Annotated in this window: 14 protein-coding genes; 5 read left to right on the plus strand and 9 right to left on the minus strand. The window is 58.7% G+C overall.

What is annotated here, in order from left to right; translation table 11 throughout:
- Nucleotides 1–84 precede the first annotated feature (84 nt).
- Complete coding sequence (locus FIV05_RS16730; protein WP_152510351.1) at nt 85–1,032, plus strand: AraC family transcriptional regulator; 948 nt, start codon at nt 85–87, stop codon at nt 1,030–1,032.
- A gap of 6 nt (nt 1,033–1,038) precedes the next feature.
- Here the strand turns inward: FIV05_RS16730 and FIV05_RS16735 are convergent, their stop codons facing one another.
- Nucleotides 1,039–1,755, minus strand: coding sequence for an HAD family hydrolase (locus FIV05_RS16735; protein WP_152510352.1), 717 nt, complete (start codon nt 1,753–1,755; stop codon nt 1,039–1,041).
- Nucleotides 1,752–2,252: a MarR family transcriptional regulator gene (locus FIV05_RS16740; RefSeq protein ID WP_152510353.1), complete on the minus strand. Its 501-nt coding sequence runs from the start codon at nt 2,250–2,252 to the stop codon at nt 1,752–1,754. Before FIV05_RS16740 ends, FIV05_RS16735 begins: the two co-directional genes overlap by 4 nt.
- A gap of 248 nt (nt 2,253–2,500) precedes the next feature.
- Between FIV05_RS16740 and FIV05_RS16745 the strand changes: the two genes are divergently transcribed.
- Nucleotides 2,501–3,322 (plus strand): alpha/beta hydrolase, encoded by an 822-nt coding sequence (locus FIV05_RS16745; protein ID WP_152511957.1) that lies wholly within the window; start codon nt 2,501–2,503, stop codon nt 3,320–3,322.
- 188 nt (nt 3,323–3,510) lie between these two features.
- Here FIV05_RS16745 and FIV05_RS16750 read toward each other — a convergent pair whose 3' ends face one another.
- The 5 genes from FIV05_RS16750 to FIV05_RS16770 all read right to left on the minus strand — a co-directional run bounded on the left by FIV05_RS16750 (nt 3,511) and on the right by FIV05_RS16770 (nt 9,722).
- Nucleotides 3,511–4,197, minus strand: coding sequence for a hypothetical protein (locus FIV05_RS16750; RefSeq protein ID WP_152510354.1), 687 nt, complete (start codon nt 4,195–4,197; stop codon nt 3,511–3,513).
- A 75-nt stretch (nt 4,198–4,272) separates the two neighbouring features.
- Nucleotides 4,273–6,498, minus strand: a complete 2,226-nt coding sequence (locus tag FIV05_RS16755) for an NADP-dependent isocitrate dehydrogenase (protein ID WP_353622172.1) — start codon at nt 6,496–6,498, stop codon at nt 4,273–4,275.
- Nucleotides 6,499–6,811: 313 nt separating this feature from the next.
- The gene (locus FIV05_RS16760) at nt 6,812–8,668 is read right to left on the minus strand and encodes a bifunctional diguanylate cyclase/phosphodiesterase (RefSeq protein WP_173013873.1); all 1,857 of its coding nucleotides are present in this window, start codon (nt 8,666–8,668) and stop codon (nt 6,812–6,814) included.
- An 11-nt stretch (nt 8,669–8,679) separates the two neighbouring features.
- The gene (locus FIV05_RS16765) at nt 8,680–8,958 is read right to left on the minus strand and encodes a hypothetical protein (RefSeq protein ID WP_152510357.1); all 279 of its coding nucleotides are present in this window, start codon (nt 8,956–8,958) and stop codon (nt 8,680–8,682) included.
- 323 nt (nt 8,959–9,281) lie between these two features.
- A complete protein-coding gene (locus tag FIV05_RS16770) occupies nt 9,282–9,722 on the minus strand; it encodes a DUF2267 domain-containing protein (protein ID WP_152510358.1) in 441 nt (146 codons plus the stop codon).
- Nucleotides 9,723–9,898: 176 nt separating this feature from the next.
- On the opposite strand from FIV05_RS16770, the gene FIV05_RS16775 reads away from it, so the two are divergent.
- Nucleotides 9,899–10,711 carry an RNA methyltransferase gene (locus FIV05_RS16775; RefSeq protein WP_023000834.1) on the plus strand — a complete coding sequence of 271 codons (813 nt, stop codon included), beginning with the start codon at nt 9,899–9,901 and terminating at the stop codon, nt 10,709–10,711.
- 9 nt (nt 10,712–10,720) lie between these two features.
- Nucleotides 10,721–11,515 (plus strand): glutamate racemase, encoded by a 795-nt coding sequence (murI, locus tag FIV05_RS16780; RefSeq protein ID WP_152506181.1) that lies wholly within the window; start codon nt 10,721–10,723, stop codon nt 11,513–11,515.
- Between the two features lie 197 nt (nt 11,516–11,712).
- On the opposite strand, the gene FIV05_RS16785 is transcribed toward murI, so the two are convergent.
- Complete coding sequence (locus FIV05_RS16785) at nt 11,713–13,509, minus strand: EAL domain-containing protein (protein WP_152510359.1); 1,797 nt, start codon at nt 13,507–13,509, stop codon at nt 11,713–11,715.
- 491 nt (nt 13,510–14,000) lie between these two features.
- Between FIV05_RS16785 and rpsD the strand changes: the two genes are divergently transcribed.
- Complete coding sequence (gene rpsD, locus FIV05_RS16790) at nt 14,001–14,618, plus strand: 30S ribosomal protein S4 (protein WP_023000837.1); 618 nt, start codon at nt 14,001–14,003, stop codon at nt 14,616–14,618.
- 87 nt (nt 14,619–14,705) lie between these two features.
- On the opposite strand, the gene FIV05_RS16795 is transcribed toward rpsD, so the two are convergent.
- Nucleotides 14,706–15,194 (minus strand): LysM peptidoglycan-binding domain-containing protein, encoded by a 489-nt coding sequence (locus tag FIV05_RS16795; RefSeq protein WP_152510360.1) that lies wholly within the window; start codon nt 15,192–15,194, stop codon nt 14,706–14,708.
- Nucleotides 15,195–15,347: the final 153 nt, after the last annotated feature.

Consider the following 15,347-nt stretch of genomic DNA (forward strand, 5'->3'; position numbering starts at 1 on the left):
ATTGACCGATCGTCCGGGAGCCTTGCGCTTTGCGGTGTTGAGGCAAAAATGCGGGAGTAGCACTTCAACCGGAACCGGCCTTTCATGAAACATGACGCCCTGACCCAGATCCTGGATGCCTTGAAGCTACGAGGATCCGTCTATTTCCATACCTGCTTTTCGCCGCCCTGGGCCGTGCGGGTGCCGGCCTTCGGCAATGTCGCGCGGTTTCACATGGCAATGCGTGGTGGCTGCTGGCTGGCGGTGGATGGTGTTGAAAAGCCGATCCGCCTTGCGACCGGCGATCTCGCCGTCATTCCGCACGGGGCCGCTCATATCCTGAGCGATGAACCGGACCGTCCCGCGGCCGAAGTGGACGAGGTCGTGCGGCAATCCGGTTATACGGGGGAAGGCGCGCTCTATTACGGCGGTCCGGACGAGGAGCTGGCCTGTAAACTGTTCTGTGGCCATTTCGAATTCGAGGAAGGCTCGGTCCATCCGCTGCTCGATGCCTTGCCCGCCGTCATTCATCTGCCCAACACACAGACGATGAACGCCTTCTGGCTGGAAGCAGTGATGCGATTTGTTGCCAGCGAGGTGCGCGCCGGGCAGCCGGGGTCCGAGGCGATCATCCACCGGTTGACGGAGATCATCTTCATCCAGGTGGTGCGAACGTTCGTCGACAGGGAGGGGGACAGGGCCGGATGCCTGGCGGCTGTGCTCAACCCGAAGCTCGGGCGCAGCATGTCCAAGATCCATCTGGCGCCGGAAAAGCCCTGGACGGTGGAGAGCCTTGCCCGGGAGGCTGGCATGTCCCGGACGGTTTTTGCAGACAGGTTTACGAACCTCGTCGGCATGACGCCGCTGGCCTATGTCACCCACTGGCGCATGGAACGGGCACGGCGCGACATTCGGGAGACGGATCTGCCCCTGATCGATATTGCCGAAAACATCGGCTACAGCTCGGAAGCCGCCTTTAACCGGGCCTTCAAGCGTCAATTCAACCAGACGCCCGGACAAGTGCGACGGCAGGGCCCGGCAGTGCCAGCCTGATGTGAATCAGTTGGCGGCCAGATAGGCCGGCAGATCGGCAACGCTCTCGAGAACGGCATCCGCCAGGGTTTCCAGGTCGTGGCGCGCGCTTGTGCCCGTCAGGACACCGATACATAGTCCGGCGCCCGCCGAACGGGCCATTTCCAGATCATGCGTGTTGTCGCCGACAACGGCGATCCGGTCCACTGCAAGACCTGTTGCCTCCGCAAAGCCGCGAACCATGCCCGGTTCCGGCTTCGGGCCAAAACCCGTGTCGTAACCCGTGACGAAGGCAAAACGGGGCGCAAGCCCGGTGCCGGCGAGAAAGGCCCTAATGGCCGCTTCGCTGTCGCTGCTGGCAACACCCAAAGTGAACCCGGTTCCGCTCAAGGTCTCGACCGCATCAGGAATGCCGGGGAGCGGTGCTGCATCATGCATGCAGCCGATGAATACCCGGTCGAGATCTGCGGTCAGCGGGCCTTCCTGAAAATCAGCACCGCAGGCAATCCAGGCCGCCGCGATTTCCGCAGAGTTGCCGGCTGCAAGCAGGGACCCAGCCGCGGACTTTCCGGTCACCAGATCCATGCCGGTCTGTTCCAGCAACCTGTCGGCCAGGGCGCGGTCGCCTCTGGCTGCATGGAGCGAGGTTTCGCGATAGGCCGGTGCCCATGTCGCGTCGAAATCCAGCAGGGTGCCGTCCTTGTCGAAGAGGATGGCGGTGATGTTGCCTGTGAGGTTGTTCAAGTCCGGTCTCCCGTGGATTTCAGGTTGGACCGCAATGTGTCGAGGGCGGATTTCAAATCCTCGAAAGCCTTTTCCGAAAGACCGGATGCCTCAGCCACACACTGCGGCACGGCAGCCGCCTTTTCCCGAAGCGCTTTACCCTTGGCTGTCAGGCAGACATTGACGACGCGCTGGTCCTCCAGATCGCGGACGCGGGAGACAAGCTCCATTGCTTCCAGGCGTTTAATCATCGGTGTCAGCGTGTTGTATTCCAGGCTGAGCGCATCGCCGATATCCTTGACCGTCCTCTCGTTTCTGCGCCAAAGCAGGGTCATCACCAGATACTGCGGATAGGTGAGGCCGAGCTCCTCCAGCAAAGACCGGTAAAGGTGATTGAAGGCCAGATTGGCCTCATAGACGGCAAAACAGAGAAAATCGTCGAGATCTCCGCCTAAGGCGTCCGGGCCGGTGTTCTTCAAGGGCTTCGAGGCGCCCTTGTTTTCAGTGCGTTCTGACATGAAACGTTCCTAAGCAGCATTTTTTTTCTTGGCAAGCGTTGACAGAGCGAACTTGCCGATACATATACATCGCACACGATTAAATCGTACACGAGTTAAATGGAGATCATCCGATGGAAAACAAGATCGTTGGGCCGCAGGTCAACCGTCGCCAGGCGCTGATTGGCGGCGGTGTCCTTGGGCTCGGTCTGGTGATGGCGCCGAAGTTCGGTGCCGCAAAACAACTGCTTGAACAGGAGAATCTGAAAATGACGACTTTCACGACATCCGATGGCGCAGAGCTTTTCTACAAGGACTGGGGGCAGGGTCAGCCGATCGTCTTCTCCCATGGCTGGCCGCTGTCGGCTGATGCCTGGGACGCGCAAATGCTGTTTTTCGGCCAGAACGGTTTTCGGGTGATTGCCCATGACCGCCGCGGCCACGGCCGCTCCAGCCAGCCCTGGGACGGCAACAACATGGACCGCTATGCGGACGATCTTGCCGAACTGATCGAGCATCTGGATTTGAAGAACGTGATCCTGATCGGTCATTCCACCGGTGGTGGCGAGGTTGCCCATTATGTTGGCCGGCATGGCAATGACCGGGTCGCCAAGGTCGTTCTCGTCGGTGCTGTGCCGCCGCTGATGCTGAAAACGGCAGACAATCCGGACGGCACGCCGATGGAGGTGTTCGACGGTATTCGCCAGGGGACCGCCTACAACCGGTCGCAGTTCTTCAGGGATCTGACGGTGCCGTTCTACGGTTTCAACCGCGATGGGGTCGACACCAACGAGGGTCTGCAGGAAAGCTTCTGGCTGCAGGGCATGGCCGGCGGCATCAAGGGTCAGTACGACTGTATCCGCGAGTTCTCGGAAGTCGACTACACCGGTGACCTGAGGGCCATCAAGGTGCCAACGCTGATCGTGCATGGCGACGACGACCAGATCGTGCCCATCAAGGCTTCTGCCCACCGGGCGGCGGAAATCGTCGATGATGCCACCTTGAAGATCTATGAAGGCGGCGGCCACGGACTTGCTCAATTGCAGGCCGAGGAGTTCAACAACGACGTTCTGGCATTCATCCGCGGATAAGCGGTGTCGGCAAAAACGGGCGGCTCGGTGAGCCGCCCTTTTTCGTTGCCAGCCTCAAATCGTCTCCCCCGCACGAAGCGCAGCAAAGACCCGGGCCCGGATCTGCTGCACGGGAAGGTCAACTAAGGTAACCTTGCGTCATGAGCCCCCGAGAATGTCCTGCACCCAGGCATTAGCGCTTTTCGGGGCTAGTGTCTGACTGTTGCCCCACGCTCGTTGAGAAGGAGATCGAACAGAAACGGCACATTCATGGAGCCGAAACGGCTTGCGCGTGCGACGCCTTCGTCGGAGATCTCCACAATGCCGAACATCTTGTAGAGGCGGAAAAGATAGTTCGAAGACTGGTCCAGATCGAAATCGTAGCGGGGATCGGAAAAGAACATCCGGAAGGTGTGCAGCGCCTCGAGCGGGAAACCCGTGTGATGCTCCCGCAGATTGTCGAATTTCGTGCAGAAGTCTTCCAGCGTTTCCCTGTTGCCATCCAGCTCTTCCATCTGGATGCGCTGGGCGATTACAAAGTCGGCGATATGTTCCTTGCCGTAGTCGGTCAGGCCGCGTTCGATCAGGTGCCCCTGCAGCTCATCGGGCAGGGGCTTTTCCGTGGTTCTCATGTAGCCGAGGTGTTCCAGACGGGCATAAAGTTCGTTCGTGACGCTGCCGGGCCCTGTCAGAAAGACTGGTTCGTGCTCATCGTCCATGAGCTGTATGGCACCGCGCAGGGTCGAAAAATCGCCATCGCTGAGTGCATGCACCAGAAAACTCGTGTCCGGCCACCATTTGGCTGATTGCGGGTCGTTTGTCGCCGAGAAGAGAATGAACTCTTCCCCGGCTCCATTCCGGACAACCGGCTGATGGTTCTGGTTTTGAAGGACCATTTGAAATGAGCTCCCTGGCGCAAAAAAGAGGGCGGCCGGAGCCGCCCTACTTCTACCCAAGGGTGTATTTGCAAATCAACCGATAATGGCGTTGAGCGTTGCGCTCGGACGCATGACGGCGTTCACCTTTTCCTGCGGAGCATGGTAGTAGCCACCGGTGTCGGCGGGTGAACCCTGAACGCCGTTGAGCTCGGCAACAATGGCATCTTCCTTGGAAGAGAGCGCTTCGGCGATCGGTGCGAAATGCGCCTTCAGCTCGGCGTCCTTGTCCTGTGCTGCCAGTGCTTGTGCCCAGTAAAGCGCGACGTAGAAGTGGCTGCCGCGGTTGTCCAGGCCACCGACCTTGCGGGACGGGGACTTGTCGTTGTCGAGCAGCTTCTCGACGGCCTTGTCAAGCGCGTCCGCCAAAACCTGTGCCTTGTCGTTGCCCTTGACGTTCGCCAGGTGTTCCAGCGATGCACCGAGGGCACAGAACTCGCCCAGGCTGTCCCAGCGCAGGTAGTTTTCTTCCATCAGCTGCTGAACGTGCTTGGGAGCGGAGCCGCCTGCACCGGTTTCGAAAAGACCGCCACCGTTCATCAGCGGAACGATGGACAGCATCTTGGCCGAGGTGCCGACTTCCAGGATCGGGTAGAGGTCGGTCAGGTAGTCACGCAGCACGTTGCCGGTGATGGAGATCGTGTCTTCGCCGCGGGCGATACGCTCGGTGGAATACTTCGCCGCATCGGCCGGAGCCATGATCTGCAGGTCGAGACCGGAAGTGTCGTGTTCCGGCAGATAGGCTTCCACCTTCTTGATCAGTTCCGCGTCATGAGCGCGGGTCTTGTCCAGCCAGAAGACGCCCGGCATGCCGGACAGACGAGCGCGGGTGACGCCGAGCTTGACCCAGTCGCGGATCGGCGCGTCCTTGGTGCGGCATGCGCGCCAGATGTCGCCTTCTTCAACGGCATGTTCGATCAGGGTGTTGCCGGCAGCGTCGACGATGCGGATGGTGCCGTCAGCCGGCGCCTTGAAGGTCTGCGGATGCGAGCCGTATTCTTCGGCCTTCTGGGCCATCAGGCCGACGTTCGGCACGGTGCCCATCTTGGCCGGATCGAGCGCGCCGTTTTCACGGCAGAAGTCGATCACGGCGGAGTAGACGCCGGCATAGGAGCTGTCCGGGATCACGCACTTGGCGTCGCCTTCCTTGCCGTCCGGGCCCCAGCCCTTGCCGCCTGCGCGGATCAGCGCCGGCATGGAGGCGTCGATGATGACGTCGGAAGAGACATGCAGGTTGGTGATGCCCTTGTCGGAGTTCACCATGTACATGGCCGGGCCGTTGTCGAGAGCGGCCTTGATGTCGGAATTGATCTCGGCGGCCTTGTCTGCCGGCAGCGTGGCGACCTTGGCTTCCAGATCACCGATGCCGAGGTCCGGATTGACGCCGAGTTCGGCAAAGGTTGCGGCGTGCTTGTCGAAGACGTCCTTCAGGAACGCCCGCACACAGTAACCGAAGATGATCGGGTCGGAGACCTTCATCATGGTTGCCTTCATGTGCAGCGAGAACAGGATACCCATGTCCTTGGCATCCTGGATTTCCTTTTCCAGGAAAGCGAACAACGCCTTGGCGCTCATGTAGGTGCCGTCGACGACGTCGCCTTCGTCCAGGGCAAAGTCGCCCTTGAGAACCGTTGCGGTTCCGTTCTTGCCGACGAATTCGATCTTCGCCTTGCCTGCGGAGCCGGCAGAAACGGTCACCGACTTTTCGTTGGAGAAGAAGTCGTTTTCACCCATGGTGGCGACGTGGGTCTTGGAAGACGGCAGCCATTCACCCATGCGGTGAGGGTTCTTCTTGGCGTATTCCTTGACGGCTTTCGGCGCGCGGCGGTCGGAGTTGCCTTCGCGCAGCACCGGGTTCACGGCAGAACCCTTGATCGCGTCATACTTGGCCTTGACGGTCTTTTCCTCGTCCGTCTTCGGCTCGGACGGATACTCAGGCAGCTTGTAACCCTGGGCCTGAAGTTCCTTGATGGCGGCGTTGAGCTGCGGCTGCGATGCCGAGATGTTCGGCAGCTTGATGACATTGGCGTCCGGCTGCTTGACCATTTCTCCGAGGACCGCAAGATCGTCGGACTGCTTCTGTGCGTCCGTCAGATACTCGGGGAAGTTCGCCAGGATACGGCCTGCGAGGGAGATATCCTTGGTACCGACGGTCAAACCGGCTGCCTTGGTGAAGGAGCGGATGATCGGCAGGAACGAGGCGCTGGCCAGTTCCGGTGCTTCGTCGACCTTGGTGTAGATAATGTCGGCCATGACAGTCACATTTCCTAGCGTTCGAACATTGGTCAAAGGAGTGGTGCGGGACCGCTCCCGATGAATTTCGACATGCGTATACAATTGTACGCAATCAATTGAAAGCCCTCCGGAAGGCGAAGGCTGTGAAGTCCGCAGGTGTTCTAGCAAAGCCGCCGGAAAAGGCAATCAGGAGTGGAGGGAGTGGCATCGGCCCGAGCCTGATTTGAACCGGGCAGACTGGCGTTCCGACGGAGGTTGGCCGGCAGTTACGGGCGATCTGCCGGAAACGTTCCGACCGGGGCCGGAATATCCATCAGGCTGAAGGAAGGGACGGTCTGCGTCAGGCTGACTTGCGAACGAGGAAGCCTTGCAGGTCGGCAATGTTCATTGGTTTGCTGAAGGCATATCCTTGAACGTAATTTACACCGAGCATGCGCAGCTTGTTGATCGAGTCTTCCGTTTCGACCCCTTCGGCAAGGGCTTCGATGCCGAGCCCGTGTGCCATGTCGACGATTGTCTTGATCAGCTTGAACTGCTCCGGATTGCTGGACAGCGGAGAAATCAGGGCCCGGTCGATCTTCAGAAGATCGGGTTTAAGCTTTGTCAGCGCGATAATCGATGCATGGCCGGTACCGAAATCGTCGATTTCTATTCGAATGCCGAGCTTGCGCAGGGCGTTGACGGTTTCGACTTCATCGTCCGACAGCGTATCGAAGAAGACCGACTCGACCAGCTCGAATGCGATTTCGGCACGGACCTTTGGCAGGTTCTGGATGTATTCGGCAAGTCCGGGTTCCGCCAGCCTCTGGTAGCTGACGTTGAAGCTCACCTTCGGAAAAACGACCCCCGTGCGTTCCTGGGCCAGGATAAGATCGAGCGCTTTCGACATGATGTGGCTGTCGAAGGCAGCCGCCTTGCCCGCTTCCTGAACCGCGTCCAGGAAAGCTGCGGGACCGAGAATGCCCTGCTTGGGATGGTTCCAGCGGGCGAGCACTTCAATCCCGACAATAGCACCTGTCCGTGTGTCATGCTGGGTCTGGAAATAAGGCTCGAACTCGTCGTTTTCCAACCCGTAGAGGACCGCTTCGGCGGTTTTCATCAGATGCTGCGCATCTTTCTTCAGGCCTGGATTGAACATCACAGCCCTGTTCTTTCCGGCCTTCTTGGCTTCGTAAAGCGCGATGTCCGCGTCGACCATCATGCTGTCGAGCTTGCCACCGCTTATGCTGGAATGGGTTACACCAACCGAGGCGCCCACGCGAAGCTTGGTTTTCGAGACGACATGGGGACGTTGCATCCAGCTTTTCAGTCCCTCAAGGAAATCGGTTTGCTGGTCTGCGCCGATCGCAGGAGACGCCACCACGAATTCATCGCCGCCAATACGAGCGATGATCGAGTTGACGGGAGCAATCGCATTCAGTCTTTCCCCCACCAGCACAAGCAGCTTGTCGCCGGCTGCATGGCCGACTGTGTCATTGATGTTCTTGAAACCGTCCAGGTCGATCTGGAACAGGGTCATGTCGGGCAGGGTGCCGTCGTCCTGGCGCAGCTTTCCGATGGCGTGGCGAAGTCCGCGGCGGTTCAGCAGGCCGGTCAGGTCGTCGTGGATAGAGCGATGGTGCGCTTCAAGCCTTGCGCTTTCCATGTGGTCGAGAAATCTCTTGAGTGAAGCGGCAATATAGATGCCGCCCAGGCAATTGATTGTTCCCAGGATGTAGTGGTTCATCAGATGCCACCAGGAATAACTGGAGGAAGGCCAGACAAGTTCCGGGTGGAGGAGCGTCAGCACCGAATGATGGACAAGGGCGGCAACAGTGGTCATCAGCACCGATCGCCAGCAGACGTAGGCAATGATGATCGACGTATTGATGAAATAAAGCATATGCACTTCAAGCATATACTCGCCATTGTGGATGTCGGAGGCGACGTAGAGCCCGAACATCCATGTGGAATTGATCGCGACGGTCACGATCAGCCGCGTGCGCAAGGCCGACGCGTCGGCCATGACAGTTGCCGTCGTGACGGCACCGATCAAGGCCAGAGGAAGGGCAACAAAAAGCACTGAGCCGCCGGTAAGATAAGATGCGATAACGGCTATTGCTGCAGCCAGCCAGAAGTACCAGACGAGAATCCAGCTCACAGCCTGGCGAAGTCGCTGCACGTTCAGTGCCGAAACATCGACCCAGAAATTATTCATAAACGAAGGTTTCATTCGACCGGTCGTGCCTCCGATAGTCTGGGGCCGTGCTGGTCGATACCGCACAACCGTGCAAATTCGGCATTGAGCAGAAAAAGTGCGTTGGAAGATTTCAGACTTTGCGACTGTTGCGCGGATTGCGGAATGGCAACCACCATCCAGTCGAAAGGTCCGGGTGCTGCGATGGGGGCTCCGGTAAGCGCTACCGAAGTGAAGCTTTGTCGTTCAGAAAACCAGGGCGGAAATACAGCCACTGCCTGCAGTCCCACCGCACCGGCGTTCTTTGTCACAAGCAGTCCCGCACTGAACAACACGGCAACGCAAAGCATTGAAACTGCTGGACAATAAGTCCGGAAGATGATTGCTGATTTCCGCACGAAATACACCCTAATTGAAGCGTGAAAAGCAGTATCCCATGCACTTATTGAGGGTGTGTAAAGTTGAGATTGTATCTTTCCTGCAATTTATCTCAAATATTAACAATAAGATGGTTGTGTCCCTGGGTAATATTTGCAGTGTTGTTTAATCTTAGGGGTAATCGCGTGATTTCAGGATGTCTGGACTTCCAGGCCTTCGGAAGGCGTTGGGCAATCCATTCGCGCATGCTTCAATCTCAGGCTTCGACGCTCTCCGGTTGCCAGAACGCGGAAGCGCCTTCGGGAAAGCCTGCCAGCACCCGGTCGAGCTCCCGCTCGTCGATTGAAGACCGGCGCAGGGCCGCCGCGATATCCTCAATTGCGCTGTTCGGTGCCAGGTTGTGATGCCGGCGGACCGACTTGACTTCGCGGATCAGTGTTTCCCGGTCAGGGAAGGCAGGTGGCAACAGGCCGGACGGATGCCAGTCCTCGACGAAAATCGCCCGGGTCACGGCCGGAAGAATATTGGCGAAAGCAAGGGCCTGTTCCGTCGTCAGATGATCGCGGAAGGTATGCAGGACGGCGCGTAGCGTGTGATAGGCCTGATGATGGGTCTGCAGCATGCAGGTATCACGAACATCCTGGATGAAGGCATCAAACTCCACCGATGCGCGGAAATAGGTTTGCGGCATGGGCATTCCTGTTCACTCCCGTTGTGCCTTTTGGTTTTACATCCTTTCCGCCGGAAAGCGGCAGGTTTTCGCACGCCCTTTTGCGAGAGGGGCCGATTGGCGTCCGAATGCACAATCCTGTGGCGCGTGGCCTTTCCTTTAAGTCTTTTCATCGGGCGTTCCTTCCGTTACATCCCCGCTTCATGAGCAAGAATGCACACATCAGAGACGAAGCCCGCGCCGTGACGGCCAAGCCGCCGGCGGTGATCCTTTGCGAGCCGCAGCTTGGCGAGAACATCGGCACGGCGGCAAGGGCGATGGCGAATTTCGGTCTGGTGGATCTGCGGATCGTCAATCCGCGCGACGGCTGGCCGAGTGAGAAGGCAAGAGCCGCGGCAAGCCGGGCGGATCACGTCATCGACAAGGTGCAGGTTTTCGACAGTGTCGAAGCGGCTATTGCCGATCTGCAATTCGTCTTCGCCACCACGGCCCGCTCGCGCGAAGTGCCCAAGCCTGTGCGGGGGCCTGATGAAGCTGCCAAAAAATCCGTCGAACTTGGAGAACAGGGCGCCGCGACCGGTTATCTGTTCGGCCGAGAGCGCTGGGGCCTCAACAACGAGGAAGTTGCTCTCGCCGACGAGATCGTCACGCTGCCTGTCGATCCGGATTTTGCCTCGCTGAACATTGCGCAGGCAGTGCTGGTGTGTGCCTATGAATGGCGCAAGACCGCGACGTCCGGCGCATTGCCCTTTATCCTGTCGGAAGAAGTGCATCCTCCGGCGAAGAAGGACGAAGTGCTGCGTTTCTTCGAGCACCTGGAAGGGGCACTCGACAAGGCTACCTTCTTCCGTCCGCCGGAGCGGCGGCCGCATATGGTGCGCACGCTGCGCAACATCTTCCAGAAGGCGGAGTTGACCGACCAGGAAGTGCGCGCGCTGCGTGGTGTCGTGGCCTCGCTGGAAAAACGGGAAACGCGACCGCGCAAGGACAGATCAGGTTCAGGCAGCGAAGAATAGAGGCAGATCTTGCAGGGTTCGGGGCCGGTACTCTTTTTCGATTCAGGTCTTGGCGGGCTCACGGTGCTGCGCGAAGCGCGATATCTGCTGCCTTATGAGCCGCTCCTTTATGTCGCCGACGATGCGGCCTTTCCCATCGGCCGCTGGCCGGAAGCGGAATTGAAAGAACGGATCGTATCCCTTTTCGACGATCTGATTGCCGAACACGGCCCCAAGGCGGTGGTGATCGCCTGCAATACAGCCTTCACCCTCGCAGGGGACGCCTTGCGCGAGAGACATCCTGACGTGCCTTTTGTCGGTACTGTTCCGGCAATCAAGCCGGCGGCGGAGCGCACCTCATCCGGGCTGATCTCGGTTCTGGCAACGCCGGGCACGGTGCGCAGAACCTACACACGTAGCCTGATCGAGAGTTTTGCCAGCCAGTGCCATGTCCGGCTTGTCGGATCGGACAAGCTGGCGGAACTGGCCGAAAAACACCTGCGTGGTGACACTGTCTCCGACGCAGATCTTCTGCCGGAAATCTCTGACTGTTTCCTGGAACAGGACGGCAAGCGAACCGACATCGTCGTGCTGGCATGCACCCATTATCCGTTTCTTGCCAACCGTTTCCGCAGGATTGCTCCCTGGCCGGTCGACTGGCTGGATCCCGCGGAAGCCATTGCCCGCCAGTTGGTCCGTGTTCTGGGGGAGGGGGCCGCAAGTGAGCCTTCGCGCCATCTGCCAGATCGGGCGATCTTCACCTCCGGTACGAAGGATGCGGGGGTGTCACGGCTGTTGGCCGGGTTCGGTCTGGTGCTGGACTGATTGGCAGCATAGTCACAAAGGCCTTTTTCCCCTGGCCATCGGTCGCCCGGATCTTTTCGACGAACCGAGCCACACAGCAACGTTAGGCATCATCCCGAACGCGCGCGCCTTTGAGAAGTGCGCTCAGTGCCGTGTCCCACCGGTCAGGTGAGAAAACGGAACGTGTTCCCTGGGAAGGGTAGACGTTTGGCTTGGCCTCACGCAGCCAGGCATTTGACGGCCAGGCCGTCGTCGGAGCGCTTGGCGGCGCGCTTCAGTTCCATGATCTCGTGGTTGAGCGTATCGGGATGCAGCGTCAGGCCCTTGGGCAGGCTGAGGATCGATATGGAACACTGCAGCAGCGGGAACTGCCGCGTCGTGCCGAAGCGGTCCTGGGCTTCGATGAAGCCGCGTTCCCGGTGCTCGGGTTCATAGAAGCTTTCCACATCCAGGCGGAATGCACGTTTCAGCGCCAGCATGCGCGCAGCAACATCGGTCTGGTCGACATTCTGGAAACCGGCGAAGAAATCGTCGCCGCCGATATGGCCGTAAAACGTGCCTGACCCCGAAATATGACGCTGCAGCAGTTCGCTGAACAGAATGATCGCCCGGTCGCCCTGGCGATAGCCATAGGTGTCGTTGAACGGCTTGAAGTTATCGAAGTCGAAATAACACATGTGCCGGTCGTACGTGCCTTTGCGCCCGCTTTCGGCGATGAACCTTGAAATGGCGCCATTGCCGGGCAGGCGGGTCAGCGGGTTCTGGTCCTGCGCTTCCTGAAGACGCTTTTCGTGAATGATCTTCAGGAGAGACGTGGCTGACAGGAAACCGGCATAGCGGAAGTTCTCGGTGATGATGATGCCATCCGAATTGATAGAGGAGGCAAAGGTCACCAGCAGCATGTCGGCATTGGAATCGATGTCGGCGATCGGGCAGGCGCGCACAAAAGAGCGCAGCGGGAAATCGAGGGCCGCCTTGGCATCGTCGTCGTCCGGTGCGCCCGCATAAAGATAGGCCTTCAGGTCGCGTTCGTGGATCAGGCCGCGCGGCTCGTTGTTGGCATCCACAACCGGAACCACACTGGCCTCCTGGTTATGGACCACCATGTCGAGCAGGTCGTTCATGGAAGCGTTCGACTGGATGGTCGGTACCTTGATCAGCTCGTTGCGGATCCGGTCCAGCTCCTCCCGGCGCTTGCGGCCGACACCCGGCGCGCGCACATGGTCATAAAAGAGCTTGGCGGAAGAGGCTTCCTGGAACGGCTTGGCGACGAAGTAGCCCTGGATCAGGTCGCAGCCGGCTTCCCGGCAGGCCTTGAACTCGCTCTCCGTTTCAACACCTTCGGCAATCACCCTTGCGCCCAGCACGTGCGCCAGGTTGGCCACCGTGGTGACAAACAGCTTGCGCCTTGCGTCGCAATCGATGCCGTTCAGGAAGAAACGGTCGATCTTGACGTAGTCGGGCGACATGTCGTGCAGCAGCCGCAGCTCGGAGGAGCCCCGGCCGAAATCGTCAAGCGCGATCAGGAAGCCCAACTGGCGCAGATCGTTGACGGCGTGGTGGGTAACGTCGGTGAAGGTCTGCTGGTGCCGCTCGGAAAATTCCAGGCAGATCTGGTTCACCTGCAAGCCGGCTTCCGCCACAAGGCCTGCCAGCCGCATGCGCGGATCGTTGTCCTGGCCGAGGTCGCGTCCATCCAGCTTGAAATAGAGTTTGGTGCCCTGGGCGATCTTCAAACTGCCGAAGCGGTTCATCGCCTTTTCCAGAAGATGGGCTTCCAACTGGGGCAGATACCCTTCGGCGTGGGCAAAATCGATCAGTTCGTCAGGCGATTGCGCACCGACAAGATCGCAGTTCCGGATCTGGGCCTCATAGCCGTAAACAACACCGGTGCCGATATCGACGACCGGCTGAAGGGCATAATCCAGTTTCGCCAGCGTGTCCTTCGGCGTACGACAGAGCAAGCCGGGCGCTTCCGGAACTGTCTGAAGAACTGGTTGACGATTCGCTGACATTCTAGATCCTATTGCCGAGGTCCGGCCGATAAGCTTCCGTTGTTTGATGGGGTCTCGGAACAGTCCGTTGCACTGATATTATTCGCTATGGTTGCAACGGCGATTGCATAGTGAAAAGCTGCAATTAAAAATCTCTAAATGTATGCATTGTTTTCCCCATTTTGTGGACGCTACGTCATAAATTATGGCAATGAATTCCATCTGAACCGTTAAATATGCCTGCTTGTCCGACAAAATAAGCAGAATTGGCCGGGTTCGGCGGGTCTTTTCCGAAGCGGACCGGGTGCACGGATTGACATTTCAAGGCTCTGCCTGTATCTCCGCGCGGTCCGGCAGACAATGTCTTCCGGATCTACGCACCCGTGGGCATCCGGCCGGCGCCGTCTAGCCGGGTCCCTGTCGATCTGACCTTTCCGTCGCAAGACGGGTTGTGACGATAAAGGAGGGCGCGTTTCCTTTTAAATAACAACGCGAATTCAAAGGAAACCGCGATGTCGAAGCGCCATAGCGTTAAGTACAAAATTGACCGCCGGATGGGCGAAAACATCTGGGGTCGTCCGAAGAGCCCGGCCAACAAGCGTGAATACGGCCCGGGTCAGCACGGCCAGCGCCGCAAGGGCAAGCTGTCCGACTTCGGTGTTCAGCTCCGCGCAAAGCAGAAGCTGAAAGGCTACTACGGCAACATTTCCGAAAAGCAGTTCCGCAAGGTTTATGCTGAAGCGTCCCGTATGAAGGGTGACACTTCCGAAAACCTGATCGGCCTGCTGGAGCGCCGTCTGGACGCCATCGTCTACCGTGCGAAGTTCGTCCCGACCGTTTTCGCAGCACGTCAGTTCATCAACCACGGCCACGTGAAGGTGAACGGCAAGCGCGTCAACATCTCGAGCTACCAGATCCGTCCGGGTGACGTGATCGAAGTTCGTGAGAAGTCCAAGCAGCTCGCCCTGGTTCTGGAAGCAACCCAGTCCGCAGAGCGTGATGTTCCGGATTATATCGACGTCGACCACAACAAGATGACCGCGACCTACTCCCGCGTTCCGGGCTTCTCTGACGTACCGTACCCGGTACAGATGGAACCGAACCTGGTGGTTGAGTTCTATTCGCGCTAATCAGCGCCGAATACGGTTTGACGGAAAGGCCCGCCTCTGGCGGGCCTTTTCTTTTTGCCGGCCCTTGTTTGAGACGGATGCCGGGCGTCAGATGTCGTTTCGCGGTATTCGAAGAACTTGACCCGGGAAAATAACGTTTGGACTGCTTAGGATGTGCTGGTTGGCATCGAAGATCGGTTGATAGTCGCCGTTGCCATACTGGTCTTGCGCGATCTTGGTCAGGGTATCACCCGACTTCACCGTGTAGGGCTGCCAGCCACCGTATCCCGCCAGGATCCTGGGGCCGAACAGGACAGGGATGACGACGGACGGGCCATTTTCGTTGCCGGTGTCGTCGGCCAGGGTCAGGAACAGGCGATTGAGCTGAAACTGGTTGGTGTCCGGGATATCGATATATCCCTGGAACTGCTTGAGGCCGAGTGAGCCGACCTGGGTGAAGGAGGCATATTCGTCGTGACCTTCGGAAACCCGAATGCTCAAGGTTCCTTCGAATGCGGTCGCATTGCCCGCGATCAGTATTCTTGATCCCACCAAATCGAACGGCTGTGGTTGCTGAATATCCAGAGTTACAGTCATATCAATACCTTCCGCGTAAAAAGTCTCAGGTATCTTCCGCTGCCCCCAGCCGACACTGACAAAGGTACAACGTTTTGGCGGAAAAACGATAGATGCAACTTTGCCGGGGGTCTGCGCTCACGGCTGGAGACCCCCGGTCTTGGTGGATTTGCC

This window comes from Labrenzia sp. THAF191a (assembly GCF_009363335.1).
Taxonomy (GTDB): Bacteria; Pseudomonadota; Alphaproteobacteria; order Rhizobiales; family Stappiaceae; genus Roseibium; species Roseibium algicola.

What these genes read in the sequence shown, in the direction of transcription:
- FIV05_RS16770 (WP_152510358.1), bottom strand. Translation starts at nt 9,722, where the DNA reads ATGCCCATGCCGCAAACCTATTTCCGCGCATCGGTGGAGTTTGATGCC.
- rpsD (WP_023000837.1), top strand. Translation starts at nt 14,001, where the DNA reads ATGTCGAAGCGCCATAGCGTTAAGTACAAAATTGACCGCCGGATGGGC.
- FIV05_RS16795 (WP_152510360.1), bottom strand. Translation starts at nt 15,194, where the DNA reads ATGACTGTAACTCTGGATATTCAGCAACCACAGCCGTTCGATTTGGTG.
- FIV05_RS16775 (WP_023000834.1), top strand. Translation starts at nt 9,899, where the DNA reads ATGAGCAAGAATGCACACATCAGAGACGAAGCCCGCGCCGTGACGGCC.
- FIV05_RS16730 (WP_152510351.1), top strand. Translation starts at nt 85, where the DNA reads ATGAAACATGACGCCCTGACCCAGATCCTGGATGCCTTGAAGCTACGA.
- FIV05_RS16760 (WP_173013873.1), bottom strand. Translation starts at nt 8,668, where the DNA reads ATGAATAATTTCTGGGTCGATGTTTCGGCACTGAACGTGCAGCGACTT.
- FIV05_RS16750 (WP_152510354.1), bottom strand. Translation starts at nt 4,197, where the DNA reads ATGGTCCTTCAAAACCAGAACCATCAGCCGGTTGTCCGGAATGGAGCC.
- FIV05_RS16785 (WP_152510359.1), bottom strand. Translation starts at nt 13,509, where the DNA reads ATGTCAGCGAATCGTCAACCAGTTCTTCAGACAGTTCCGGAAGCGCCC.
- FIV05_RS16745 (WP_152511957.1), top strand. Translation starts at nt 2,501, where the DNA reads ATGACGACTTTCACGACATCCGATGGCGCAGAGCTTTTCTACAAGGAC.
- FIV05_RS16740 (WP_152510353.1), bottom strand. Translation starts at nt 2,252, where the DNA reads ATGTCAGAACGCACTGAAAACAAGGGCGCCTCGAAGCCCTTGAAGAAC.